This window comes from uncultured Veillonella sp. (assembly GCF_937981445.1).
Lineage (GTDB): Bacteria > Bacillota > Negativicutes > Veillonellales > Veillonellaceae > Veillonella_A.
On the sequence record NZ_CALJON010000044.1, the window covers coordinates 94,586 to 115,405 of the forward strand.

General features: G+C 40.2%; 21 protein-coding genes. 20 read left to right on the forward strand and 1 reads right to left on the reverse strand.

The features are described from left to right. The 13 genes from Q0376_RS07150 to Q0376_RS07210 all read left to right on the forward strand — a co-directional run bounded on the left by Q0376_RS07150 (nucleotide 1) and on the right by Q0376_RS07210 (nucleotide 14,236). Nucleotides 1–1,431, forward strand: a complete 1,431-nt coding sequence (locus Q0376_RS07150; protein ID WP_298705941.1) for a UDP-N-acetylmuramoyl-L-alanyl-D-glutamate--2,6-diaminopimelate ligase — start codon at nucleotides 1–3, stop codon at nucleotides 1,429–1,431. 1 nt (nucleotide 1,432) lies between these two features. Next, nucleotides 1,433–2,809: a UDP-N-acetylmuramoyl-tripeptide--D-alanyl-D-alanine ligase gene (gene murF / locus Q0376_RS07155; RefSeq protein WP_298705822.1), complete on the forward strand. Its 1,377-nt coding sequence runs from the start codon at nucleotides 1,433–1,435 to the stop codon at nucleotides 2,807–2,809. A 128-nt stretch (nucleotides 2,810–2,937) separates the two neighbouring features. Then, nucleotides 2,938–3,915 carry a phospho-N-acetylmuramoyl-pentapeptide-transferase gene (mraY, locus tag Q0376_RS07160; RefSeq protein WP_298705826.1) on the forward strand — a complete coding sequence of 326 codons (978 nt, stop codon included), beginning with the start codon at nucleotides 2,938–2,940 and terminating at the stop codon, nucleotides 3,913–3,915. Nucleotides 3,916–3,927: 12 nt separating this feature from the next. Then, the gene (gene murD, locus Q0376_RS07165) at nucleotides 3,928–5,337 is read left to right on the forward strand and encodes a UDP-N-acetylmuramoyl-L-alanine--D-glutamate ligase (protein WP_298705829.1); all 1,410 of its coding nucleotides are present in this window, start codon (nucleotides 3,928–3,930) and stop codon (nucleotides 5,335–5,337) included. Then, nucleotides 5,337–6,443 (forward strand): undecaprenyldiphospho-muramoylpentapeptide beta-N-acetylglucosaminyltransferase, encoded by a 1,107-nt coding sequence (gene murG / locus Q0376_RS07170; protein WP_298705832.1) that lies wholly within the window; start codon nucleotides 5,337–5,339, stop codon nucleotides 6,441–6,443. Before murD ends, murG begins: the two co-directional genes overlap by 1 nt. 57 nt (nucleotides 6,444–6,500) lie before the next feature. Beyond that, nucleotides 6,501–7,880, forward strand: coding sequence for a UDP-N-acetylmuramate--L-alanine ligase (gene murC / locus Q0376_RS07175; protein ID WP_298705835.1), 1,380 nt, complete (start codon nucleotides 6,501–6,503; stop codon nucleotides 7,878–7,880). Between the two features lies 1 nt (nucleotide 7,881). Continuing rightward, entirely contained in the window at nucleotides 7,882–8,814 is a 933-nt protein-coding gene (locus tag Q0376_RS07180; RefSeq protein ID WP_298705838.1) for a D-alanine--D-alanine ligase, read from the forward strand. A 15-nt stretch (nucleotides 8,815–8,829) separates the two neighbouring features. Next, on the forward strand, nucleotides 8,830–9,735 hold the full coding sequence (locus Q0376_RS07185) for a cell division protein FtsQ/DivIB (protein ID WP_298705842.1): 906 nt from the start codon (nucleotides 8,830–8,832) through the stop codon (nucleotides 9,733–9,735). Nucleotides 9,736–9,748: 13 nt separating this feature from the next. Beyond that, entirely contained in the window at nucleotides 9,749–10,447 is a 699-nt protein-coding gene (locus Q0376_RS07190) for a DUF881 domain-containing protein (RefSeq protein ID WP_298705845.1), read from the forward strand. Further along, on the forward strand, nucleotides 10,444–10,788 hold the full coding sequence (locus Q0376_RS07195) for a small basic family protein (protein ID WP_298705848.1): 345 nt from the start codon (nucleotides 10,444–10,446) through the stop codon (nucleotides 10,786–10,788). The genes Q0376_RS07190 and Q0376_RS07195 overlap by 4 nt, the downstream gene beginning before the upstream one ends. 167 nt (nucleotides 10,789–10,955) lie before the next feature. Then, nucleotides 10,956–11,966, forward strand: coding sequence for a cell division protein FtsZ (gene ftsZ, locus Q0376_RS07200; RefSeq protein WP_298705851.1), 1,011 nt, complete (start codon nucleotides 10,956–10,958; stop codon nucleotides 11,964–11,966). Nucleotides 11,967–12,173: 207 nt separating this feature from the next. Next, on the forward strand, nucleotides 12,174–12,752 hold the full coding sequence (locus Q0376_RS07205; protein ID WP_298705855.1) for an outer membrane beta-barrel protein: 579 nt from the start codon (nucleotides 12,174–12,176) through the stop codon (nucleotides 12,750–12,752). 233 nt (nucleotides 12,753–12,985) lie between these two features. Continuing rightward, on the forward strand, nucleotides 12,986–14,236 hold the full coding sequence (locus Q0376_RS07210; protein WP_298705945.1) for a pyridoxal phosphate-dependent aminotransferase: 1,251 nt from the start codon (nucleotides 12,986–12,988) through the stop codon (nucleotides 14,234–14,236). A 202-nt stretch (nucleotides 14,237–14,438) separates the two neighbouring features. Here the strand turns inward: Q0376_RS07210 and Q0376_RS07215 are convergent, their stop codons facing one another. After that, entirely contained in the window at nucleotides 14,439–14,669 is a 231-nt protein-coding gene (locus tag Q0376_RS07215; protein WP_298705858.1) for a DUF896 domain-containing protein, read from the reverse strand. A gap of 159 nt (nucleotides 14,670–14,828) precedes the next feature. Between Q0376_RS07215 and nth the strand changes: the two genes are divergently transcribed. The 7 genes from nth (at nucleotide 14,829) to prmC (ending at nucleotide 20,647) form a co-directional block, all read left to right on the forward strand. Beyond that, entirely contained in the window at nucleotides 14,829–15,467 is a 639-nt protein-coding gene (gene nth, locus Q0376_RS07220; RefSeq protein ID WP_298705861.1) for an endonuclease III, read from the forward strand. Nucleotide 15,468: 1 nt separating this feature from the next. Continuing rightward, nucleotides 15,469–17,043, forward strand: coding sequence for a hypothetical protein (locus Q0376_RS07225; protein WP_298705864.1), 1,575 nt, complete (start codon nucleotides 15,469–15,471; stop codon nucleotides 17,041–17,043). A 63-nt stretch (nucleotides 17,044–17,106) separates the two neighbouring features. Beyond that, the gene (locus tag Q0376_RS07230; RefSeq protein WP_298705867.1) at nucleotides 17,107–17,412 is read left to right on the forward strand and encodes a YdbC family protein; all 306 of its coding nucleotides are present in this window, start codon (nucleotides 17,107–17,109) and stop codon (nucleotides 17,410–17,412) included. An 83-nt stretch (nucleotides 17,413–17,495) separates the two neighbouring features. Further along, a complete protein-coding gene (rpmE, locus tag Q0376_RS07235) occupies nucleotides 17,496–17,693 on the forward strand; it encodes a 50S ribosomal protein L31 (RefSeq protein WP_298705870.1) in 198 nt (65 codons plus the stop codon). Between the two features lie 60 nt (nucleotides 17,694–17,753). After that, nucleotides 17,754–18,656, forward strand: a complete 903-nt coding sequence (locus tag Q0376_RS07240; RefSeq protein ID WP_298705874.1) for a DUF1385 domain-containing protein — start codon at nucleotides 17,754–17,756, stop codon at nucleotides 18,654–18,656. A gap of 34 nt (nucleotides 18,657–18,690) precedes the next feature. Further along, nucleotides 18,691–19,776 carry a peptide chain release factor 1 gene (gene prfA / locus Q0376_RS07245; protein ID WP_298705877.1) on the forward strand — a complete coding sequence of 362 codons (1,086 nt, stop codon included), beginning with the start codon at nucleotides 18,691–18,693 and terminating at the stop codon, nucleotides 19,774–19,776. After that, complete coding sequence (gene prmC, locus Q0376_RS07250; protein WP_298705880.1) at nucleotides 19,769–20,647, forward strand: peptide chain release factor N(5)-glutamine methyltransferase; 879 nt, start codon at nucleotides 19,769–19,771, stop codon at nucleotides 20,645–20,647. Before prfA ends, prmC begins: the two co-directional genes overlap by 8 nt. The last annotated feature ends 173 nt before the right edge of the window (nucleotides 20,648–20,820 follow it).

A 20,820-nucleotide genomic window follows, 5' to 3' on the forward strand; every position in this document is an offset into this window, starting at 1 on the left:
ATGGGCACAACAGAAGTAAAGGACATAACGGCTGACTCAAGAGAAGTCAAAGCAGGGAGTTTATTTATTTGTTTAACCGGTGCACATGTAAATGGTCATACTTTTATCGATAAGGCTATAGCCGCTGGGGCTGTTGCATTGTTAGTATCAGAACCTGTTTCGGTACCTAATCATGTGGCAGTTATTACAGTGGCAGATACAAGAGTGGCTATGCAGGAATGTGTGCCGTTTTTTTATGACTATCCAGCTAGTAAAATGCGCATGATTGGCGTTACTGGTACAAATGGTAAAACTACAACGACACATATTATTGGTCATATTTTACGCAGTCAAGGACATAAGGTGGGGATTATTGGTACCGTTCACACGCTGATTGGCAATACATCCTATCCTATTCATAATACGACTCCTGATGTGGTGGATTTACAGCATATTCTCTGTCAAATGGTTGAGGAAGGGGTAACTCACTGCATTATGGAAGTGTCGTCCCACGCCTTAGCCCTAGGCCGCGTAGCTGGAGTGGAATATGATACAGCGGTATTTACTAATTTGACGCAGGACCATTTAGATTTTCACAAAACATTTGAAAATTATTTAGCTGCGAAGTGCAAATTATTTGAGCAAGTTAGTGCCCCAAATCAGAGTAAAGCTAAAAAGGGTGCTGTTATTAATATCGATGACCCTTATGGTAAGCGCGTCATGGAGAAAAATAGTGCGCCCCTTATTACGTATGGCACTAAAGGAGAGGGCACATTAGAAGGGGAACATTTAACGATTACGTCTAAAACATCGCAATATGATGTGATGTATAAAGGCAAAGCGTATCCCATTCATATGAAGATTACTGGCTTATTTAATGTATATAATACATTGGCAGCCATTGGAGCCGCTTTATTTGAAGGTGTATCCATGGAACAAATTATTCATGCTTTGGCTAATTTTACAGCTGTACCAGGGCGTTTTGAACTAGTAGAAGAAGGGCAAGATTTTGCGGTAGTTGTAGATTATGCACATACGCCAGATGGCTTAGAAAATATTTTAGAAACTGCGAAGAAGATTGTAGATAATCAAATTTTAGTAGTTTTTGGCTGTGGTGGCGATCGGGATGCTACAAAGCGACCAATTATGGGTGGTATTGCCGCTCAATATGGGGATAAGATTTATGTAACATCCGATAATCCGCGGACAGAAGATCCAGAACAAATTGTGGCGCAAGTGGCGGCAGGTGTGAAAGAGCATTTGCGAGATAAGTCGTCTTACAAGGTGATTACAGATCGCCGTGAAGCGATTTTTGAAGCTATTAAAGATGCGCGCAAAGGTGATGTAGTCATTATTGCTGGGAAAGGCCATGAAGACTATCAAATTCTTAAAGATAAAACAATTCATTTTGATGACCGTGAAGTAGCTAGAGAGGCATTAAAGGAGAGATAATATGGCAGAGTTTACGCTTCAGGAGGTGTTGTCAGTAACCGGAGGCACCTATCAAGGCAAAACAGAAGGTACAACAAATTTTACTAGTGTATCAACGGATACACGCACCATTGGAGCGGATTCTTTGTTCGTAGCTCTCACTGGTGATACTTTTGATGGACATGATTTTTTAGATCAAGCTAAACAACATGGTGCTATCGGGGCTATTGTAAAGACAGGGAAAGCTGTAGAAGGCCTTATTTGCGTAGAAGTAGAAAGCCCTTTACTGGCCTATCAACAATTAGCTAATTACCATCGCAAACGCTTTGATATTCCGGTTGTAGCTATTACTGGTTCTTCGGGCAAAACGACAACTAAGGAAATGGTGGCAGCTGTACTTAGCACTAAATTTAAGGTGTTAAAAACAGAGAAAAATTATAATAATGAAATTGGCTTGCCTAAGACATTATTGCAACTTACTCCAGATCATGAAGCCTGCGTAGTTGAAATGGGCATGCGTAGTTTGGGCCAAATTGATGAATTAGCGCGCATTGCTGAACCGACTATGGGGATTATTACGAATGTAGGCAATAGCCATATTGAATTGCTAGGGTCTCGCGAAAATATAGGCAAAGCAAAGGCCGAATTAATCCATCATATTAAATCCGATGGGGTAGCTATTTTAAATCAAGATGATGATATAGTGAGCCAAATGGGACAGTTTACTGAGGGTAAGAAAATGTCTTATGGCATTAAAGAGGCCGCTACTATTTCTGGATTTAATTTGCGCTATAAAAAAGATGGCATTAAATTTACTTGCCGCGCCTTTGATGAAGTATTCGATGTGTTCTTACCTATGATTGGGGAACACAATGTGTACGATGCCTTAGCAGCTATTGCAGCGGGGCGCGCGTTGGGCATATCATCGCAGAAAATTGCTAAAGGTCTTGGTCATTTTAGTGGCATGCCTATGCGTCAAGAAATTATATCCTTCCCTGATATTGTTATATTAAACGATTCGTATAATGCGAATCCGGCTTCTATGGGCGAAGCGATTAAAGCATTGGGCCAATTAGAAGGTAAGCGAAAAATTGCCATGTTAGGCGATATGTTGGAATTAGGCGAATTTACAGAAGAGAGTCACCGTCAAATTGGTCGATTACTCGTAGAAGAACAATATAGTGAAGTATATACATTCGGTGAAGCCGCTCGTTGGATTGCCCGCGAAGCTAAGGCCGCGGGCCTTAAAGCCTCGTATGTGTGCTCGAGTCATCTCGATATGGCTAATATGTATTTTGATAATAGACAAAAAGGTGATGTCATTTTAGTTAAAGGGTCCCGCGGTCTTCGGATGGAACGGGTAGTAGCTGAAATTAAAGAGCGTGAAGCAGGAAAATAAGCTAATATACTGTTTTTTTCAAAAAGTGAGGAAATATATTTGCATTACTTAGTGTAATGTACTACCATAGATAACGGCCTATAATTATATATGCCTTTATATATAGAAAGTAAGGAGCGATTTGTGCAATGACCATGCAATTGTTATATACGTTTATTACATCTTTGGTAATAACGTTAGTATTAGGAAAAATAGGAATACCCATGTTACGGAGCTTACATGCGCAGCAAAGTATTCGTGAGGAAGGACCTAAAGCGCATCAAGCAAAGGCTGGTACGCCAACAATGGGTGGGATTTTCTTACTCTTAGCATTGGTAGTGGGGGTTCTTATTTTTGCTCCTTGGACATTGAGTACTTGGATCTTGCTATTTCTCACTATTGGTCACGGCTTATTAGGTTTTTCTGACGATTTTATTAAATCAGTTAAGAAGCGTAATCTAGGCCTTACAGCAAAACAAAAGCTCTTGGGTCAAATTATTATGTCTGCTATTTTCTGTTACTTAGCAACAGAAGTCATGACTTTATCGACATCCTTGTGGATTCCTCTAGTAAATATATCCGTTGATTTAGGATTGTTCTATTATGTCTTAGTATTTATTATCATTGTAGGTACTACTAATGCCGTTAATTTGACAGATGGCTTAGATGGTTTGGCTGCTGGTACGTCTGCCGCCGCGGCTATAGCGTATACAGTAATCGGCATGCTCGTATTTCAAGATAATGCAGCAGGTGCGAGTGTATCCTTCTTTAGCATTGCCCTTTGTGGTGCAGTGTTAGGCTTTTTATACTACAACTCAAATCCTGCTAAAGTGTTTATGGGGGACACAGGTTCCTTAGCACTAGGTGGCGCCTTTGCGGGTATGGCGATTCTAACAAAAACAGAATTGCTCCTCATTTTAATCGGTGGGGTGTTTGTTATGGAAGCACTGTCGGTTATTATTCAGGTTATTTCCTTTAAAACACGTGGTGTTCGGGTATTTAAAATGAGTCCAATTCATCATCATTTTGAGTTATCCGGTTGGGGAGAGCAAAAGGTTGTTACTCGCTTTTGGTTAGCTAGCTGTATTTGTGCAGTGCTAGGTTTATTATTATTTGCTATGCGATAGGTAGGCGTTATTATGAATTTTAAGGGTAAGCAAATCCTCGTACTAGGGGCTGGTCGAAGTGGCATGGGCGTTGCTCATGTACTAGGCTCATTAGGTGCGGTGGTGACATTAAATGACTATAAAAAAATTGAATTGTCCCCAGAAGATACAACCTTGCTTTCTGAGAGTGGTGTTACCATTATTACAGGATATCAAGAAAATGATTTGCTCGATACTACTGATTTGGTCGTAGTATCACCAGGCATTGCTCTTACAATTCCTATTTTAGAAGAAGCTAAGCGTCGCCACATAGATATTGTGGGTGAAGTAGAGATTGCTTACCAAGTGTCAAAGGCCCCGATTCTTGGCGTTACTGGCACTAATGGTAAAACTACTACCACCACTTTGTTGGCAGAAGCCATGGCTATGACGGGCAAGCCTATTAAAGTGGGTGGCAATATTGGACAGTCTCTTAGTGAAGAAGCTGTTCAAATTCCCGCGGATGGTTATTTAGTAGCAGAGCTATCGAGTTATCAATTGGAAAGTGTAAATGAATTTAGACCCGTAGGGGCCATTGTTCTAAATATTACACCAGACCATTTGCAACGTCATAAGACGATGGAAGCGTATCAAGCGGCGAAGGAACAGATTTTCAAAAATCAAAGGCCTGAAGATGTTACTGTCTTAAATATAGATGATCCGATTGTAGCTGGCATGGCGAATCGAGTGCCAGGAAAAGTACTTTGCATCAGTCAAACAAAGCGCGTCACTGATGGAGCGTATTTTTTAGACCAAACTTGCTATGCTGCACGAGGTGGTGAATCGGAAGCTGTTATTACCACTTCAGAGATTCACATTCCAGGTCATCATAATATTGAAAATATTTTGGCTGTTATTGCCTTGGCTTATCATTTGGGCGTGGAGGCGAAACAATTACATACTGTAATTGCTCAATTCCAAGGGGTGGAACATCGCATTGAAAAAGTGAGCACCATTGAAGGCGTTACTTTTTATAATGATTCTAAAGCAACAAATACGGATTCCGCCATTAAGGCTTTAGAAGCCTTTACTAAGCCCGTTATTTTATTAGCCGGTGGGTATGATAAAATGACGGATTTAACGGACTTTATGAAAGCCGTAGCGCATGGTACTAAAGCATTGGTTCTTATGGGGGCAGCAGCCAAACGTTTTGGTGAAGCGGCTCAATCTGCCGGTGTGACACAGATTTATTATGTAAATTCTATGGGAGAAGCGGTGGCTAAAGGCTTTGAATTAGCCTCTCCTGATGATATTGTATTACTATCGCCAGCTTGCTCAAGCTTTGATTGGTATCATTGTTTTGAAGAACGCGGTGATGATTTTAAACATGAAGTAAAGACCTTGGCTCAGTCTATTGAAGACATGAGGCGTTCGGTGGCTTCAACAGAAAAAGGAGCACTATAATGAAGCGAATCATTATTTCTGGTGGTGGCACAGGGGGACATATTTACCCAGCCATTACGATTTACAAAGAAATAGCAGCCATGACCGATGCAGAGTTTTTATACATTGGTACAGACCATGGCTTAGAGGCAAATATTGTACCAAAGGAAGGCATCCCTTTTAAAACACTACCTGTGCAAGGCTTAGATCGCAATTTGTCTTGGCGTGCGTTGGTGACCTTAGGCAAAACAATGGGCTCCTTAGTAAAAGCGAATAAAATTATTTCTGATTTTAAACCTGATATTGTAATCGGAACGGGTGGTTATGTATGTGGCCCTATTTTATTAGCGGCTGCATTGCGTAAAGTGCCTACCTTAATTCAAGAACAAAACACTATTGCAGGGGTAACCAACAAGATATTAAGTCGCTTTGTAGACGTGGTGGCAGTAGGGTTTGAAGATGCAAAGAAAGCTTTTCATCGTGCTAAGCGCGTAGTATATACGGGCAATCCAGTACGACCTGAAGTATTAGTGGACTCACGTGAGGAAGGACGCGCGTTTTTTAACTTACGTGATGATGAGTTTACAGTGTTAATTGCTGGTGGTTCTAGAGGGGCGCGCAGCATTAATACAGCGATGATTGAAGTTCACAAATACTTTAAGGATGTAAAAGGTATTAAACTCATTCATGTGACTGGGACGAATGAATACGAATCTGTGTTAAACGCATTAGGTGCTACGAGCGGTGATAGTTATAGCGAATCATCTCTCATTGTGCCGTACATGCATGACATGCCGAAAGCCTTAGCTGCAGCAGATTTAGCGGTGTTTAGAGCCGGTGCTGTGGGTCTCGCAGAGCTTACGGTGCGTGGCATTCCCTCATTATTAATTCCCTATCCTTATGCCGCTGAGGACCATCAAACCTATAATGCGAGAGCCTTAGTGAGTGCTGGGGCAGCACGCATGATTGTAGATAAGATGCTTCGCGGTAAAGATTTAATTAGTGAAATAGAATATTATAAACAAAATCCTGGTGAGTTAGTGCGCATGGCTAAGGCCGCCAAAGAATTAGGTAAACCTGAGGCAGCCCATCATATTGCGGAACTGGCCCTTGAAATTGCGAAATAATAGACATCGCTAATAAGCGGCGACTTTGTAAATAAAAATTGTAAGGAGTATTCATCCATGTTAGAAGGCATACATAAAATTCATCTCATAGGCATTGCTGGCTCAGGTATGCGAGCTATTGCTAATATTTTAATCAGTCAAGGCTATGATGTATCAGGATCTGATATTCAAGAGTCAGCAACGACTGAAAAATTCCGTAAAATGGGCGCTACCATTCATATCGGTCATAATGCAGACTATGTAAATGGTGTTGATGCAGTAGTTCGTTCTACGGCTATTCATAAAGATAATCCAGAACTTGTGGCAGCTCAAGCGGCTGGTATTCCTGTGCTACATCGCTCGGATATTGTAAAAGCTGTATTAGATATTACTAAAGGCATTGCTGTAGCAGGTGCTCATGGTAAAACCACGACGACTTCAATGTTAGGTCAAATCTTCGTGGAAGCCGGCTTAGATCCTACAGTTATTATTGGTGGGGAAGTTGACTATCTAGGCGGCAGCAGTGCATGGGGCAAAGGTGAATACAGCATTGCGGAAGCTGATGAAAGTGATGGTTCATTTTTAAAACTCAATCCTCAGTACATTGTGATTACGAATATTGAAAATGACCATATGGACCATTATGGTACTATGGAAAATTTACTACAGGCCTTTACTCAATTTGTAGAAAAAATGCCTCAAGAAGGTACGGCTGTAGTATGTGGTGATAATAAAAATATTCGACATATTATGACTAAAGTAGACCGTAAGTTCATGACATATGGTTTAGAAGAAGGCAATGATGTAGTGGTTAAAAATATACATTATGATAAAGGCATTTTAGTATATGAAGCGACTACTGCTGCGGGAGAAATACTTGGTGAAGTGCGCCTTCGTGTGCCAGGCACTCATAATGCGTTAAATTCCTTAGGAGCGTTATTGTTAGCTCGTCAATGTGGCATCCCTATGGAGCATATTTTAAATGCCTTGAGTAAGTTTACTGGGGCTAAACGTCGTTTTGAGACAAAAGGCCATGAAAAAGGTATTTGGGTAGTTGATGATTATGCTCATCATCCTACAGAAATCAATGCCACATTAAGTGCTGCTAAAGCGTTGGAATCACATCGCGTAGTATGTATATTCCAACCACATCGCTTTACGCGAACTAGTTTATTATTAAAAGAATTTGGTTCTGCTTTTCAGAAAGCGGATGTACTATTCATCACTGATATTTACAGTGCAGGGGAAGATCCAATCAGAGGTATTGATGGGCATTCCATACCTAATATGGTACAAGCCACTACAGGCCAAAAGGTACATTATATTGCTAATATAGATGATGTACCAAAGGTGGTGGCACCTTTATTAAAACGCGATGATTTAGTGTTGACTATGGGGGCTGGCAATATCAATCAATACGGTCCTAAACTACTTGAAGTATTAAAGGGTGAGGCTTGAAATGAAAAATAAACATATTATTGTATTGATGGGGGGACCATCAAAAGAAGCAGAAGTATCAAGACGCACAGGGGTCGCTATTGCAGAGGCTTTACAAAGTTTAGACTACAAAGTAACGGCCTTAGAATTTGAGCCAGCTACGTTAATTGAAGATATTAAACGCTTGAAGGGCGATGTTGTATTTATTGCCATTCATGGTAAATTTGGTGAAGATGGAGCTGTACAAGGTCTTTTAGAAATTGCTGGCATTCCTTACACTGGCTCTGGCATTATGGCACAAGCGGTGGGGATGAATAAAAAAATCAGTAAAGATGTATTCATGGGGGCACAGATTCCTACAGCTCGCTCCGTATCGTATAATGCTAAATTGACTAGCACAGAGGCTATTGTGGCACATATTAAAGAGCAATTTAATTTGCCTGTTGTGTTAAAACCTGCCACTCAGGGGTCTAGCATTGGCGTTACCATTGTACGTGATGAGGCTGTACTTGATGAAGCCATTAGAGAGGCTATTTCATATGACCCTATTTTAGTGGTTGAACAATACTTGGCAGGTAGTGAATTCACTGTATCTGTCTTAGATGGCAAAGCATTGCCAGTTATTGAAATACGCCCTCATTCTGGTGAGTATGACTACCAATCTAAATACACATCTGGTGCTACTGATTATTTAGTGCCTGCACCAATTGATGAGGTATTGACTAAAAAGATGCAGGCCATTGGAGAGACTGTATATGCTGAACTTCAATGTGCTGGTACAATCCGCGTAGATATTATGACGGATGATGCAGGGGAGCCATATGTTCTTGAATACAATACGATTCCAGGCATGACAGCTACTTCTTTAGTGCCAAAAGCAGCTAAGGCCGTAGGTATTGAATTCCCAGAACTTTGTGAACGAATTTTACTCTCCGCAGGCTTAGGTAAATTTTAATACGGAGACACATATATGAGTGAAGAACATGGTCGTGATTCGTCAAACTCTTATATTGTAGAGCCCAAACAAATGAGATCCTTTGCAGAGGATTTAGAGCAAAATCGCAGGGCGCGTCCTTTATATGATTTTGATCAAGAGCCTTCTGATGAGGAAGAGATAGCGCCACGGCGAAAAGTGGTAAAACGTCCTGGTGGGGCAAATGGTTCTAGTGGGCCAAGGCGTACTTGGCGTAAACGGTTAGCCCTTATTGGACTTTCTTTATTAGCCTTGTGGCTCTTATTGCTGGTATTACCAATTCCCTTTGGTACGATTCAGGTCATAGGTAGCGATAAGGTTACGGTGGCTGATGTAATGGCAGCGGGAAATATTCGCAATCCTATTAATTTAGTACAAATTAATCCGAATCACTTGGAAGAGCGCTTACAGCATGATTTACGGGTAGAGACGGCGAAAGTTTCCTATGCCTTTCCGTTAACCTTAGAGGTTACTATTAAAGATCGCAAGGCGGCTGCTGTGGTGGCGACTCAATTTGGATTTGCCACTTTGGATAAAGCTGGTCGTGTAATCAATATAGGACCCGCCATCGAAGATACGACAGCGCCCATTATTTCTGGTGTTAAACTAGGGAATGTGCTGCTTGGTGATATGATTGAAAACCAAGCCATTAAAGGAGCGTTGACCTACTTATCCTCTTTAAGTGAAGAGGGCACTAAGAGTATATCAGAAATTAATGTAGGCGATACTAAGCAATTAGTTGCATATACTGTAGATGGACTGCCACTTCGTTTAGGCGATATGACGGATTTAGATAAAAAAGGGCCTTTATCTGAAAATATGCTGCGCGATATTAAGGCTCGTGGGGTAGCAGCTGAATATGTTGACGTTAATGTAAAGGCGCCTTTTGTAAAGACGCCTTAATGGAAGAGGAATCATGTTAAAGCAAGGTCGTTGGGCCATTGCGGCCGTTAGCATGCTCATGGGCTTGATGTTTGTGAGTCAATATCGGATGACACAGACTATAGCGCAGAGCAATGTAAATTTACAACGTGCTGGTGACTTGGCACGTGAATTAACTGCAGCTCAGAAGGAGCGCGATGAACTTCGAGAACAATTAGAGAAAATTCAGCAAGGCGATGTATCGGCCAGTGCCATGAAGGACATTAACTTGCTGAAACAAAGAGCAGGCCTTACTGATGTGAGTGGCCCAGGGGTGGTCATTACGATAAATGATAGTAAGGTTCCCGTGAAGGATAATGAAAATCCTAACTTATATTTAATTCATGATGAAGATATTTTGCGAGTCCTCAACGAACTGAGAGCTGGTGGTGCAGAAGCAATTGCAGTAAACGATCAACGTTTACTAGGTACTTCAGAAGTTCGTTGCGCAGGACCTACCATTATGGTCAATGGGAAAGTATTTGGCCCTCCTTTTGTAATTAAAGCTATTGGTGATCCAAAAACTTTATCCGCCTCCCTTACTATGCGCGGTGGCGTAGTAGATACATTAAAGTATTGGGGGATTGAACTTAAAATTCAAAAAGAAGAGCAAATTGCTATACCAGCCTTTTCAGGTACTTTTAGAGAAGAGCATGTAAAAGTGACGGCTGAAGGAGGCGATAGGAAGTCATGATTTATGTATTTATCGCCGGCGGATTAATTATAGGGATTCTCTTAGGTGTGATGTCGCCTATAGAAATATCTCCTATTTATGCTAAATATACTTCAGTCGCTTTACTTGCAGCTTTGGATAGTGTATTTGGTGGTACCCGAGCTGCTTTAGAACGGGTATTCAATTTGTCTATCTTTTTAACCGGTTTCTTTTCAAATTCTTTATTGGCAGCCTTATTAGTATTCTTAGGAAATATTGTAGGCATCGACTTATACTATGTGGCACTTATTAGTTTTGGCTTACGCCTTTTCCAAAATATGGCGGCCATTCGTCGCTTAGTTTTGTCACGTCGTACTAAATAAGAGCAATTTAGATTAATTTTTGCGCAACAAAATACTTTGGCTTTATATAAAGAGTAGATAATTTCAAAAAAATAGTGTAAAATGAAATGAAACTAGTTATAATAAAGAAGAATACGAATTACTTACTATACATAGAAAACTTACGGGCAACAGGAGGAGGAACGTAAATGTCAGATTTCGCAAACATTAAAGTTATTGGTGTAGGTGGCGGCGGTAGCAATGCCGTTAATCGCATGATTGATAGTGGTCTACAAGGAGTGGACTTTTTAGTAGCAAATACAGAAACTCAAGCATTAGAAAGCTCTAAAGCAGAAGTTAAACTTCAAATTGGCGAAAAAGAAACTAAAGGCCTTGGTGCTGGTGGTAATCCAGAAGTTGGTGAAAAAGCAGCCGAAGAAAGCCGCGAAGAAATTATGAAAGCATTACAAGGTGCTGACATGGTATTCGTTACTGCTGGTATGGGCGGTGGCACTGGTACAGGTGCAGCTCCTGTAGTAGCTGAATGCGCTCGTGAGCTCGGCGCGTTAACAGTGGGCGTTGTGACTAAGCCATTCACTTTTGAAGGCAAAAAACGCAAAGGCCAAGCTGAAGGTGGCGTAGATATGCTCACTAGCAAGGTTGATACAATCATCGTGATTCCTAATGATAAATTATTACAAGTTGTTGACAAAAAGACTAGCTTACAAGATGCATTCCGCACTGCTGACGATGTACTTCGTCAAGGGATTAAAGGCATCTCTGATTTGATTACTGTAAATGGTCTTATCAATCTTGACTTTGCTGACGTAAAATCCATTATGTCCAATCAAGGGGAAGCTCTTATGGGCATTGGTATTGGGGAAGGCGAAAACCGTGCTGTGGAAGCCGCTAAAATGGCAATCAATAGCCCATTACTTGAAACTTCCATTGAAGGGGCTAAAGGCATTCTCTTAAATATTACTGGCAGCAGCGATTTAGCTTTATTTGAAATCAATGAAGCGGCTGAAATTATTTCTGAAGCAGCAGATCCAGAAGCTAATATTATCTTTGGTTCTGTTATTGATGAAAATCTTGGCGATCGTATTCAAATTACAGTTATCGCTACAGGCTTTGGCAATCAACCAAAAACTGGCGTAGCTAAATCTCCATTTGATCGCATGAGCAACAATGAAATTCCTAGCTTCTTAGCAAAACGCTAATCAGTTAATTTCTTGTAAATACCATTCGGGCCGCCTGTAAGTGTATAGGCGGCTGATTGCCTCATAGTGGTGAAATAGACCTAGTATTGGTAGCTTTATCTTAGTATTGAATTAAAAAAAACTTTTATTGCAGTCTGTTTTTTGATACACTATATACAGAATAAGTATTCAATATGATTGATTTATAAGTAAAAGGGAGGAATTACAATGAAGAACAAATTTTTAGTAACTACCTTAGCAGCTATGATGGTAACTGGGGCAGCTTTTGCAGCTTCCGTACCTGTAACTCAAATCGAAGAAGGCCAAAATAAAGTGGCTGTAGAATACTCTTTTGATCAAAAGGTGACTGGCGAAAGTGGTCATGCTGATGGCTTCGGTGCTTCCTTGCAAACAGGTTTGACTGATGAATGGGGTTTGCAGTATTCTTATAATCGTGTAAATGTTGACAATGGCAGCGATTTAAAAGATCATGAATTAACTGCTGTTTACAATATTCACCCTAATTTCAATCTTTATGCAGGCGGTACTTATGTACGTGTAGATGGCGACCATGAAACTGGTTTCCAAGCTGGTGTTATTGGCTACATGCCTTTCACTGATCGCTTAAATGGTTATGCAAAAGTTGGCTTCGGTAATGATATTAAAAACACTTACCAAGTAGGTGCTTCCTATGCATTAACTCATGAATGGGATTTAAATGTATATTATCAATATGATAAATACGATTTAAATGGCAATGATACTACTGTAAAAGGCTTCCACGCTGGTGTAGGCTATAACTTCTAATTTGATTAGACTGTAGTATAGATACAATGCTATTATAATTGAGGAGTATCTTCATAAAATATACTTTATGAAGATACTCCTTTTTTTATTTTTAAATACCATAGTGTATACAATATTCTTTTCTAAAAACACATAAATCTTGCTCGTTTGGAGCTTTTTCCTCTTGTAAGAGACGTTTATTTTCGTTATTATAAAAGAGTAATTTACTTATGACAGATGGGAAGGTGTCGTATATGACTATGAGTATGGCAGCCTCGCATGCACGAGGAAAAAAATCAAAAGACTGCATTTTTGCATTGAATTCAAGAGCGCAAGAAGAGGCTAAAGTATTAGGGAAAGATAAGGTAATAAATGGTACAATTGGATCCATCATGGATGAAAATGGAGACATTGTTTTCTTAAAAACAGTAGAGAAGGAATATTTAAATTTACCAAGAAATGAATATGTAGCCTATGCTCCGATTGCTGGTTTGCCAGATTATTTAGAGGCCGTAGTAAAGGAGTGCTTTGGCGAATCTAAGCCTGATGCCTTTATTGAAGCTGTTGCTACAGCTGGTGGCACCGGTGGCATTCATCATTTAGTACATAATTATACTAATGCTGAAGATACAGTACTCACTGCTGACTGGTATTGGGGCGCGTATAATCAAATTTGCAATGACAATCATCGCTATCTAAAAACATATCAATTATTTGATGAAAATAGAGAGTTTAATTTTCAAAGCTTTAAAGCTGAAACCGATGCTATTGCAGCGGCACAAGAGAATGTAGTATTGATCTTTAACTCGCCAGGTAACAACCCAACAGGTTTTAGCTTGACTGATGCTGACTGGGATAAGGTAATTGCATATTCTAAAGAATTGGTTCAAAAGGGCAAGAATAAAGTAATTATTGCCTGTGACGTAGCCTATATTGATTATTCAGGTGAAAAACAGACGGTTCGCCGTTTCTTTAAAAAATTCAGCCATTTACCAAAGGAAATTTTAGTGGTTGTTTGCTATAGCTTATCAAAGGGCTTTACTATGTATGGCCAACGTGTAGGCGCTATGATTGGCGTTAGTTCTGATGAAGAGGTAGCGCATGAATTTAAAGAAATCAATGCTATTACTTCTCGTGCTACTTGGTCTAATATTTGTCGTCCCGCTATGCGCACTATGGCGAATATTGTAAATGACCCAGCTAAGCTCGCTGCTTATGAGGCAGAGCGCAATGAATACTGCGAGTTGATTCAAGACCGGGCACGCATTTTCGTAGAAGAAGCTAAGACTGTGGGCTTACCATGCTTGCCTTATTGTGGTGGTTTTTTCTTGACCATTCCTACAGAAGATAGCATGGCAATTGTGGAGGCATTGGCCAATAAACATATCTTTGTAGTACCTCTAGGGCATGGTGTCCGTGTAGCGGCTTGCAGTGTTACTAAGGCAAAGATGCAAGGATTAGCTACCACTATTTATAATACAATGAAAGAATTAGGCGCTTTATAAAAAATAGCTCCCTAGTTTACTTAGTAGTAACTAGGGAGCTCATTTTTATGCTCTTTATTATAATATTGTAATTCTTATAGCCTTTGTTTTTAGTTTACTCTTATAGCCTTTGCTTTTAGTTTATTCTTATAGCTTTTGTTTTTAGTTTATTTTATAGCTTTTTGTTTTTATAAGCTTTGTTTTTGTGGCTTTAGGCTAGGCTCTAGTGCTTCTTGTTTGATTGCGTAGCTTGTGTATTACTCTGCTTAGGAGTAGGCTCTTCATCTACAAATTCAATGCGATCTAATTGATCTTTTACTTGATTGCGGATGAAGCCTAAGTACACTTTATAGAGTTCTTTTTTTTCTGCTAATTCCTCTTCAGTTAAGGGAATACCAGATTTCTTTTTATGTGCTAGTTCATTAATTCGTTTTAAAGTTTCATTTATGTTCATAGATACCTCCCATGTATATACTGTATTATATCATATTTTGCAATAGATAAAGGGACTATTCTCTATTGTATGGTGAGAATGTTTTTGGAGATAATGTAATATAATGCTATAATAAAGCAGCAAAGTTAGAATGAGTTAGTATAAAAGTTGGAGTGACTTATGCGCGTAACAAAAGCGATAAAAAATGAACAAATTCATATATTAGAAACAGTATATAAGGATGCGAAGGTGGCGTTAGATTATGGCAATCCTTTTGAGCTCCTAGTGGCTGTTGTGCTATCTGCACAATGCACGGATGAACGGGTTAACATTATTACGAAACGTTTATTTCCAACCTATAATCATCCAGCTAAAATGTTAGCTTTAGGAGTTCCTAAACTAGAAGTCTTAATTAGAGATTGTGGCCTATATCGAGCTAAAGCATCTAATTTAATTAAAACTTGTCAAATCTTGGTCGATCAATACCATGGGGAGGTACCAGAGAATTTTGATGAACTTGTTACTTTACCTGGGGTAGGACGTAAAACAGCGAATGTGTTGATTTCCGTTTTATTCAACACACCAGCTATTGCAGTGGACACCCATGTATTTCGCGTATCCAATCGCTTAGGCCTCGCTCGCGGGAAAACACCGGATGAAGTGGAGGAAAAATTAAAGAAGGCCATTCCTATGGATAAATGGAGTGCCGCACATCATTGGATTATATGGCATGGACGAAAAGTCTGCAAGGCTCGCAAGCCTTTGTGTGGTGAGTGTCCATTAGCTCAGGTGTGTCCGTCAGCAGGAAAGGAAGCGTAAGATGGCAAGTATCAATACATCATATTTTCAAAGAGAAATTTTAAAGCCTTATGAGGCATTAGGTATCAAAGGGGATGCAATTATAAATGAAATTGTCCGTGCCATTGCGATGAAGCGAATTATAGATGGAACGGATGAGTCCTTTAAAACGAATCCAGCAGCTGTGCCAGCACAGCTTTTATTAGACACGGCGAAGGTTACGGAAGGCGATTTTGGACCATTGCCTTATAATGAATTGCTAGTAGACCCAGATGCTGTAAAGGCCTTGTATGTAAACTCTGTGCCAGGGGCCACTGATTGTGGGGCCTTACCTATGATTGTGAGTGAAATGGGCTATGGTGAAGGGATTTCTGGTAGTGAATTTTTAGCCTTGCCTATTAAAAATATTGTCACAGAATTAGCTCACAAAGAGGGTATAATTTTATTTGCCTATGTGGAAGAATATATTAATCTATTGCCTTGGATTATGACTCAAATTTCTCCAGAGCGATTACTTTTTTACATTCCTGCCGACACAACGGCGGGCATGGTAAAAGAGTTATGTCCTACGGCACCAATTACTACAGAATGGCCAGATGATGTTATTTTTGACCATATCGTAGCGGCATCGACAGGACTTTTTAGAGCGCCTGTAACGATTATGGAAGAATTAGCTACACGTGTAGGTAATACTACGGAAGACGGAACGGCTCATATCTTAATTCCTATTAGTGCTGTACAGGACCAAATGGGCATTAATCGTATGGCTATTCAGTTTATGCTCTTGCAAAAACGTTTGAACTTAGTGCGTGAATGGGCGCCCCTTGGTGTGTATGAATTTGTATATATGCCTGAAGAAGTAAAGAAAGTTAAATTGCTTATTACTGAAGTGCTAAGTTCAGGCTTTAAGAGTACTGGTCCTGTAGAGGAAGGCGTGGTACGCGATACATCCTTTATTGCCTTACCTCATGAAGTGTTGGCCAGTATGGACACCTTCTCTTTGGTGGCCTATGGCTTATCCTTATGTGGTATAGCGCCGGCATTACAAGCTCAGCTACCTACCTTAGGTGAAGATGGCTATATGGCGGTGGATACAAAACTACCTGCCTATCGTCAAAAGCTCATGTATGCAGCGGGGGGCATGAAATTAGTGGTTAAGCGCCAAGGCACTACCCCTAGTGTAGCATTAGTTCCTTTAGAACCGACTATTAGTCTTTCTGGTTCTATGGGTGAAGAAGAGTATGAAGAGCTTGTTAAAACCGATTTGCCAACGATGCGTGAAGATGAGGCATTTTGGTTTTTCCCAGATGAGCGGGCCGCGTATATTTGGTATAGCTTCTTTACTAGCCAAAAGGGACAGCGTATTTTAAAGACTTTAGCACAAATGGTCGTATCTACGCCGGCTCTCTTACAACTGATGGGGAGTGTGCGACGTCAAATTATTAAGGGCGAAGCCCTGGACTCACTGGTTGCGGCGTTAAAAGATGAGGCGCTCATTTATGATAGGGAGCTTGCTAAAGTAAAAGCGGCTCATGAAGCACGTATGGATTCCTTTAGTGAAGAGATTATTCCAGATACGATGCGCTTTGATAATTAAAAAACTAAATTGACAGACCTACGTAATTAAGCTACAGTATAACAGTAGATGAGGAGGGATAGTATGGCAGTAGTAAATTTTGAAATTTATAAAGTATTAGGCACTTTGTCTGAAAATAAAGATGGTTGGAAAAAACAGTTAACTTGTACAAGTTGGGGACGTTATAATCCTAAATTTGACCTTCGTTCTTGGGATAGTGAATACAATGGTATGACTAAAGGGATTACCTTATCCTTAGAAGAAATCATTGCGTTACGTGATTTACTAAATGAAGTAGACTTGGAAGAAGCTATGGAAGAGTCATTAAAAGAACGCGCTGAAGCTAAGGCCGCTGAAAAAGCAGCTGAACAAGATAGCGAGAAAGAATAAATTTGTATCTATAGTTGCATTAACTGATTCTCCATGATATAATCAATAAGCATAGTTTTGGACAGTGGAAAGAGGTGTATAGAATGAAAGAAGGAATTCATCCTAATTATGGTGAAGCTACCGTAACATGTGGCTGTGGCAATACATTTAAAACTGGTTCTGTTAAAAAGGATCTTCGCGTTGACGTTTGCTCCAACTGCCATCCGTTCTTCACAGGACAGCAACGTACTGCTCAAGCTCGCGGTCGTATCGAACAATTCAACAAGCGTTACGGTAAATAATTACTGTAGTCTAGCTATACAAATAATACGGCAGAGCTTCGGCTCTGCCTATATTTGTTTATGAGAGGAGACGCTTTGGAAGAAAAAAGAGTAAAGAAATTTGTTGGAGGCCAAGCAGTCATTGAAGGTGTTATGATGCGCGGCCCAAGATATACAGCTACAGCAGTGCGCGAGCCAGACGGTAATATAGTGGTTGATTCATATACGACTTCGTCTATTAGTGACAAGTATCCTATTTTGAAGAAACCTATGTTGCGCGGCTGTGTAGCCCTATATGAATCCTTAGTTATTGGCATGAAAGCATTAGCTTTTTCAGCTAAAGCGGCCGGTGAAGAGGAAGAAGAAATGACGAATAAAGAAATCGCCTTAACGATGGTGTTTTCCACGGTGGTGGCGATAGGCTTATTTTTAGCTCTCCCGACCTATGCTGTGAAATTAATTCCTGGCATTGGGGACAATCATTTCTTATTAAACATAATTGAAGGCTTGATTCGCTTAGTTTTGTTCTTAGCTTATATTTGGGGCATTGGACAAACTAAGGATATTCAGCGTGTATTTCAATATCATGGCGCTGAACATAAGACGATTCACACATATGAAAACGATATGCCATTAACGGTGGAGAATGTACGACGTCATTCGCGTTTACATGCCCGTTGTGGCACTAATTTTTTGTTAATTGTTATGGTAACAAGCATTTTTGTTTTTGCGTTTCTTGGTTGGCCAAGTCTTTGGGAACGCATTGTATCTCGCGTTATTCTCATGCCTGTAGTGGCAGGGATTGCTTATGAGTTAATTCGTTTAGCAGGGCGCAGTGAGAGTGCAGTGGTGCAGTTTTTCATCACTCCTGGCTTGTGGTTGCAATATATGACTACTCGTGAGCCAGAAGATGATCAAATTGAAGTGGCTATTAAGGCTTTAGAAGCGGTGCGACCTAGTGAAGCAGAAGCGTATGAAAATTAGACTTTAGTTTAACCTGAAAGGGGTATCTTTTTCGATGGTATTAGTTGATAAACTACAAGTAATTGAAGATAAATATATGGACTTGGAACAGCGCATTAGTGACCCTGAGGTGATTGCCCGTCAACAAGAATGGCAAAAACTAACGCGTCAACACGCAAGTCTAACAGAAACAGTTAATGCATTTAGAGAGTATAAACAAACCCTAGCAGGGATTGATGAAGCTCTTGAAGTGTTAGAAGATAAATCCATGGACGAAGAATTTCGTGAAATGGCACAAGAGGAACTAAAGGAGTTAAAGGAAAAGAAAGACGAATTAGAAGAGCGCCTACATATTCTTTTATTGCCTAAAGATCCTAATGATGAAAAGAATGTTATTGTAGAAATCCGTGGCGGTGCTGGTGGTGATGAAGCGGCTTTGTTTGCTGGGGATTTATTCCGCATGTATACGAAGTACGCAGAAGCACAAGGTTGGCGTTGTGAAATTATTGATGCCAATGCACCTGAATTGGGTGGTTTTAAAGAAGTCGTATTTTCCGTTGATGGGAATAGTGCGTATTCTAAATTAAAATTTGAATCTGGTGTACATCGCGTGCAACGTGTACCAGAGACCGAATCATCTGGTCGTATTCACACTTCTACAGTTACGGTAGCGGTGCTTCCTGAAGCAGAAGACGTGGATATTGAAATTAATGATAAGGATTTACAAATTGATACCTATTGTGCAAGTGGGGCTGGTGGACAGCATGTTAACCGTACTGAATCAGCCGTGCGTATTACTCACAAACCAACAGGTATTGTAGTAGCTTGTCAGGATGAACGTTCACAATTAAAAAATAAAGATAAGGCAATGCGCGTTTTACGTGCTAAGTTGCAAGATAAAGCGGAACAAGAAGCGGCGGCTAGCGTAGCAGCGGATCGTAAGAGTCAAGTTGGTACTGGCGATCGAAGCGAACGTATTCGTACGTACAATTTTCCACAAGGTCGTGTTACAGACCACCGCATTAATTTGACGCTTTATAAATTAGATCAAATTCTAAATGGCGATTTAGATGAATTAATTCAAGCTTTAATCGCTGCAGATCAAGCAGCTAAGATGCAGGAGACGGATAACAATGCCTAAGGAGCTTTGGACAATAGGTCGACTGCTCCAATGGACAGAGCAGTATTTTCACAGTAAAGGCGTCGAATCGAGTCGCTTGGATGGGGAAGTACTGCTTTCTCACGTTCTAGGGGTTGACCGCATATATTTATATACGCATTATGATAAGCCTATGACTAAAGAAGAATTAGATAAATTTCGCCCTTTAGTTATAGAGCGCGCCAGTGGTTATAGTGTGGCAGCTGTCATAGGGAAGAAGGAATTTATGGGCCTCATGTTCAATGTATCAAAGGATGTATTAATTCCTCGCCCTGATACAGAGACGATTATCGAAGATTTGCTTAGTCAAATATCGGTTGATGAAGCGCCCTATATTTTAGATATGTGTACGGGACCTGGCACTATTTTATATAGTTTGCTTCATTATTTACCTAAGGCTACGGGATTAGGCTTAGATATTTCTAAAGAGGCTTTGCAAATGGCGGCCTTAAACCGTGACGAATTACATTTAGTAGACCGGGCTAAATTATGGCAGTCTGATATGTTTACGGCCCTATTACAAGATCCAACAACGTATGAAGAGGCCTTTGATGTGATTGTGTCTAATCCACCGTATATTCCTAGTGATGATATGAAAACATTAGCTCCGGAAGTATTAAATGAACCGCATGTGGCCTTAGATGGCGGTGAAGATGGACTCGATTTTTATCGTCAGTTAATAGAACAGGCCCCTCGATTTTTAAAGACCGGTGGTTTATTAGCCTTTGAAATAGGCATTCATCAAGAAGAGGCAATTATCGAATTGGCAAAATCCAATGGTGCCTATGGGGATGTGACGATGACTAAAGATTTAGGTGGCATCGTACGAGCCCTAAGATGGACTAAAAAGTAAGAGACTAATAAAATGGACTAAAAAGTAAGTGACTAAAAAGTAAACAGCTCATAGGGATGACATAAAGCGACTGGCATAAGGAGGTTGAAAGAGAGTGGCACAGGAAGAACATGCTAGTGATATGAATAAAAAGCAAGCTAAGGAAACACATAATAGTGATGCTAAAAAGGGGC

Bases quoted from the DNA above. Each gene is read 5' to 3' on its own strand.
- Q0376_RS07150 (WP_298705941.1), top strand. From the start codon at position 1: ATGGGCACAACAGAAGTAAAGGACATAACGGCTGACTCAAGAGAAGTC.
- murF (WP_298705822.1), top strand. From the start codon at position 1,433: ATGGCAGAGTTTACGCTTCAGGAGGTGTTGTCAGTAACCGGAGGCACC.
- mraY (WP_298705826.1), top strand. From the start codon at position 2,938: ATGACCATGCAATTGTTATATACGTTTATTACATCTTTGGTAATAACG.
- murD (WP_298705829.1), top strand. From the start codon at position 3,928: ATGAATTTTAAGGGTAAGCAAATCCTCGTACTAGGGGCTGGTCGAAGT.
- murG (WP_298705832.1), top strand. From the start codon at position 5,337: ATGAAGCGAATCATTATTTCTGGTGGTGGCACAGGGGGACATATTTAC.
- murC (WP_298705835.1), top strand. From the start codon at position 6,501: ATGTTAGAAGGCATACATAAAATTCATCTCATAGGCATTGCTGGCTCA.
- Q0376_RS07180 (WP_298705838.1), top strand. From the start codon at position 7,882: ATGAAAAATAAACATATTATTGTATTGATGGGGGGACCATCAAAAGAA.
- Q0376_RS07185 (WP_298705842.1), top strand. From the start codon at position 8,830: ATGAGTGAAGAACATGGTCGTGATTCGTCAAACTCTTATATTGTAGAG.
- Q0376_RS07190 (WP_298705845.1), top strand. From the start codon at position 9,749: ATGTTAAAGCAAGGTCGTTGGGCCATTGCGGCCGTTAGCATGCTCATG.
- Q0376_RS07195 (WP_298705848.1), top strand. From the start codon at position 10,444: ATGATTTATGTATTTATCGCCGGCGGATTAATTATAGGGATTCTCTTA.
- ftsZ (WP_298705851.1), top strand. From the start codon at position 10,956: ATGTCAGATTTCGCAAACATTAAAGTTATTGGTGTAGGTGGCGGCGGT.
- Q0376_RS07205 (WP_298705855.1), top strand. From the start codon at position 12,174: ATGAAGAACAAATTTTTAGTAACTACCTTAGCAGCTATGATGGTAACT.
- Q0376_RS07210 (WP_298705945.1), top strand. From the start codon at position 12,986: ATGACTATGAGTATGGCAGCCTCGCATGCACGAGGAAAAAAATCAAAA.
- Q0376_RS07215 (WP_298705858.1), bottom strand. From the start codon at position 14,669: ATGAACATAAATGAAACTTTAAAACGAATTAATGAACTAGCACATAAA.
- nth (WP_298705861.1), top strand. From the start codon at position 14,829: ATGCGCGTAACAAAAGCGATAAAAAATGAACAAATTCATATATTAGAA.
- Q0376_RS07225 (WP_298705864.1), top strand. From the start codon at position 15,469: ATGGCAAGTATCAATACATCATATTTTCAAAGAGAAATTTTAAAGCCT.
- Q0376_RS07230 (WP_298705867.1), top strand. From the start codon at position 17,107: ATGGCAGTAGTAAATTTTGAAATTTATAAAGTATTAGGCACTTTGTCT.
- rpmE (WP_298705870.1), top strand. From the start codon at position 17,496: ATGAAAGAAGGAATTCATCCTAATTATGGTGAAGCTACCGTAACATGT.
- Q0376_RS07240 (WP_298705874.1), top strand. From the start codon at position 17,754: ATGAGAGGAGACGCTTTGGAAGAAAAAAGAGTAAAGAAATTTGTTGGA.
- prfA (WP_298705877.1), top strand. From the start codon at position 18,691: ATGGTATTAGTTGATAAACTACAAGTAATTGAAGATAAATATATGGAC.
- prmC (WP_298705880.1), top strand. From the start codon at position 19,769: ATGCCTAAGGAGCTTTGGACAATAGGTCGACTGCTCCAATGGACAGAG.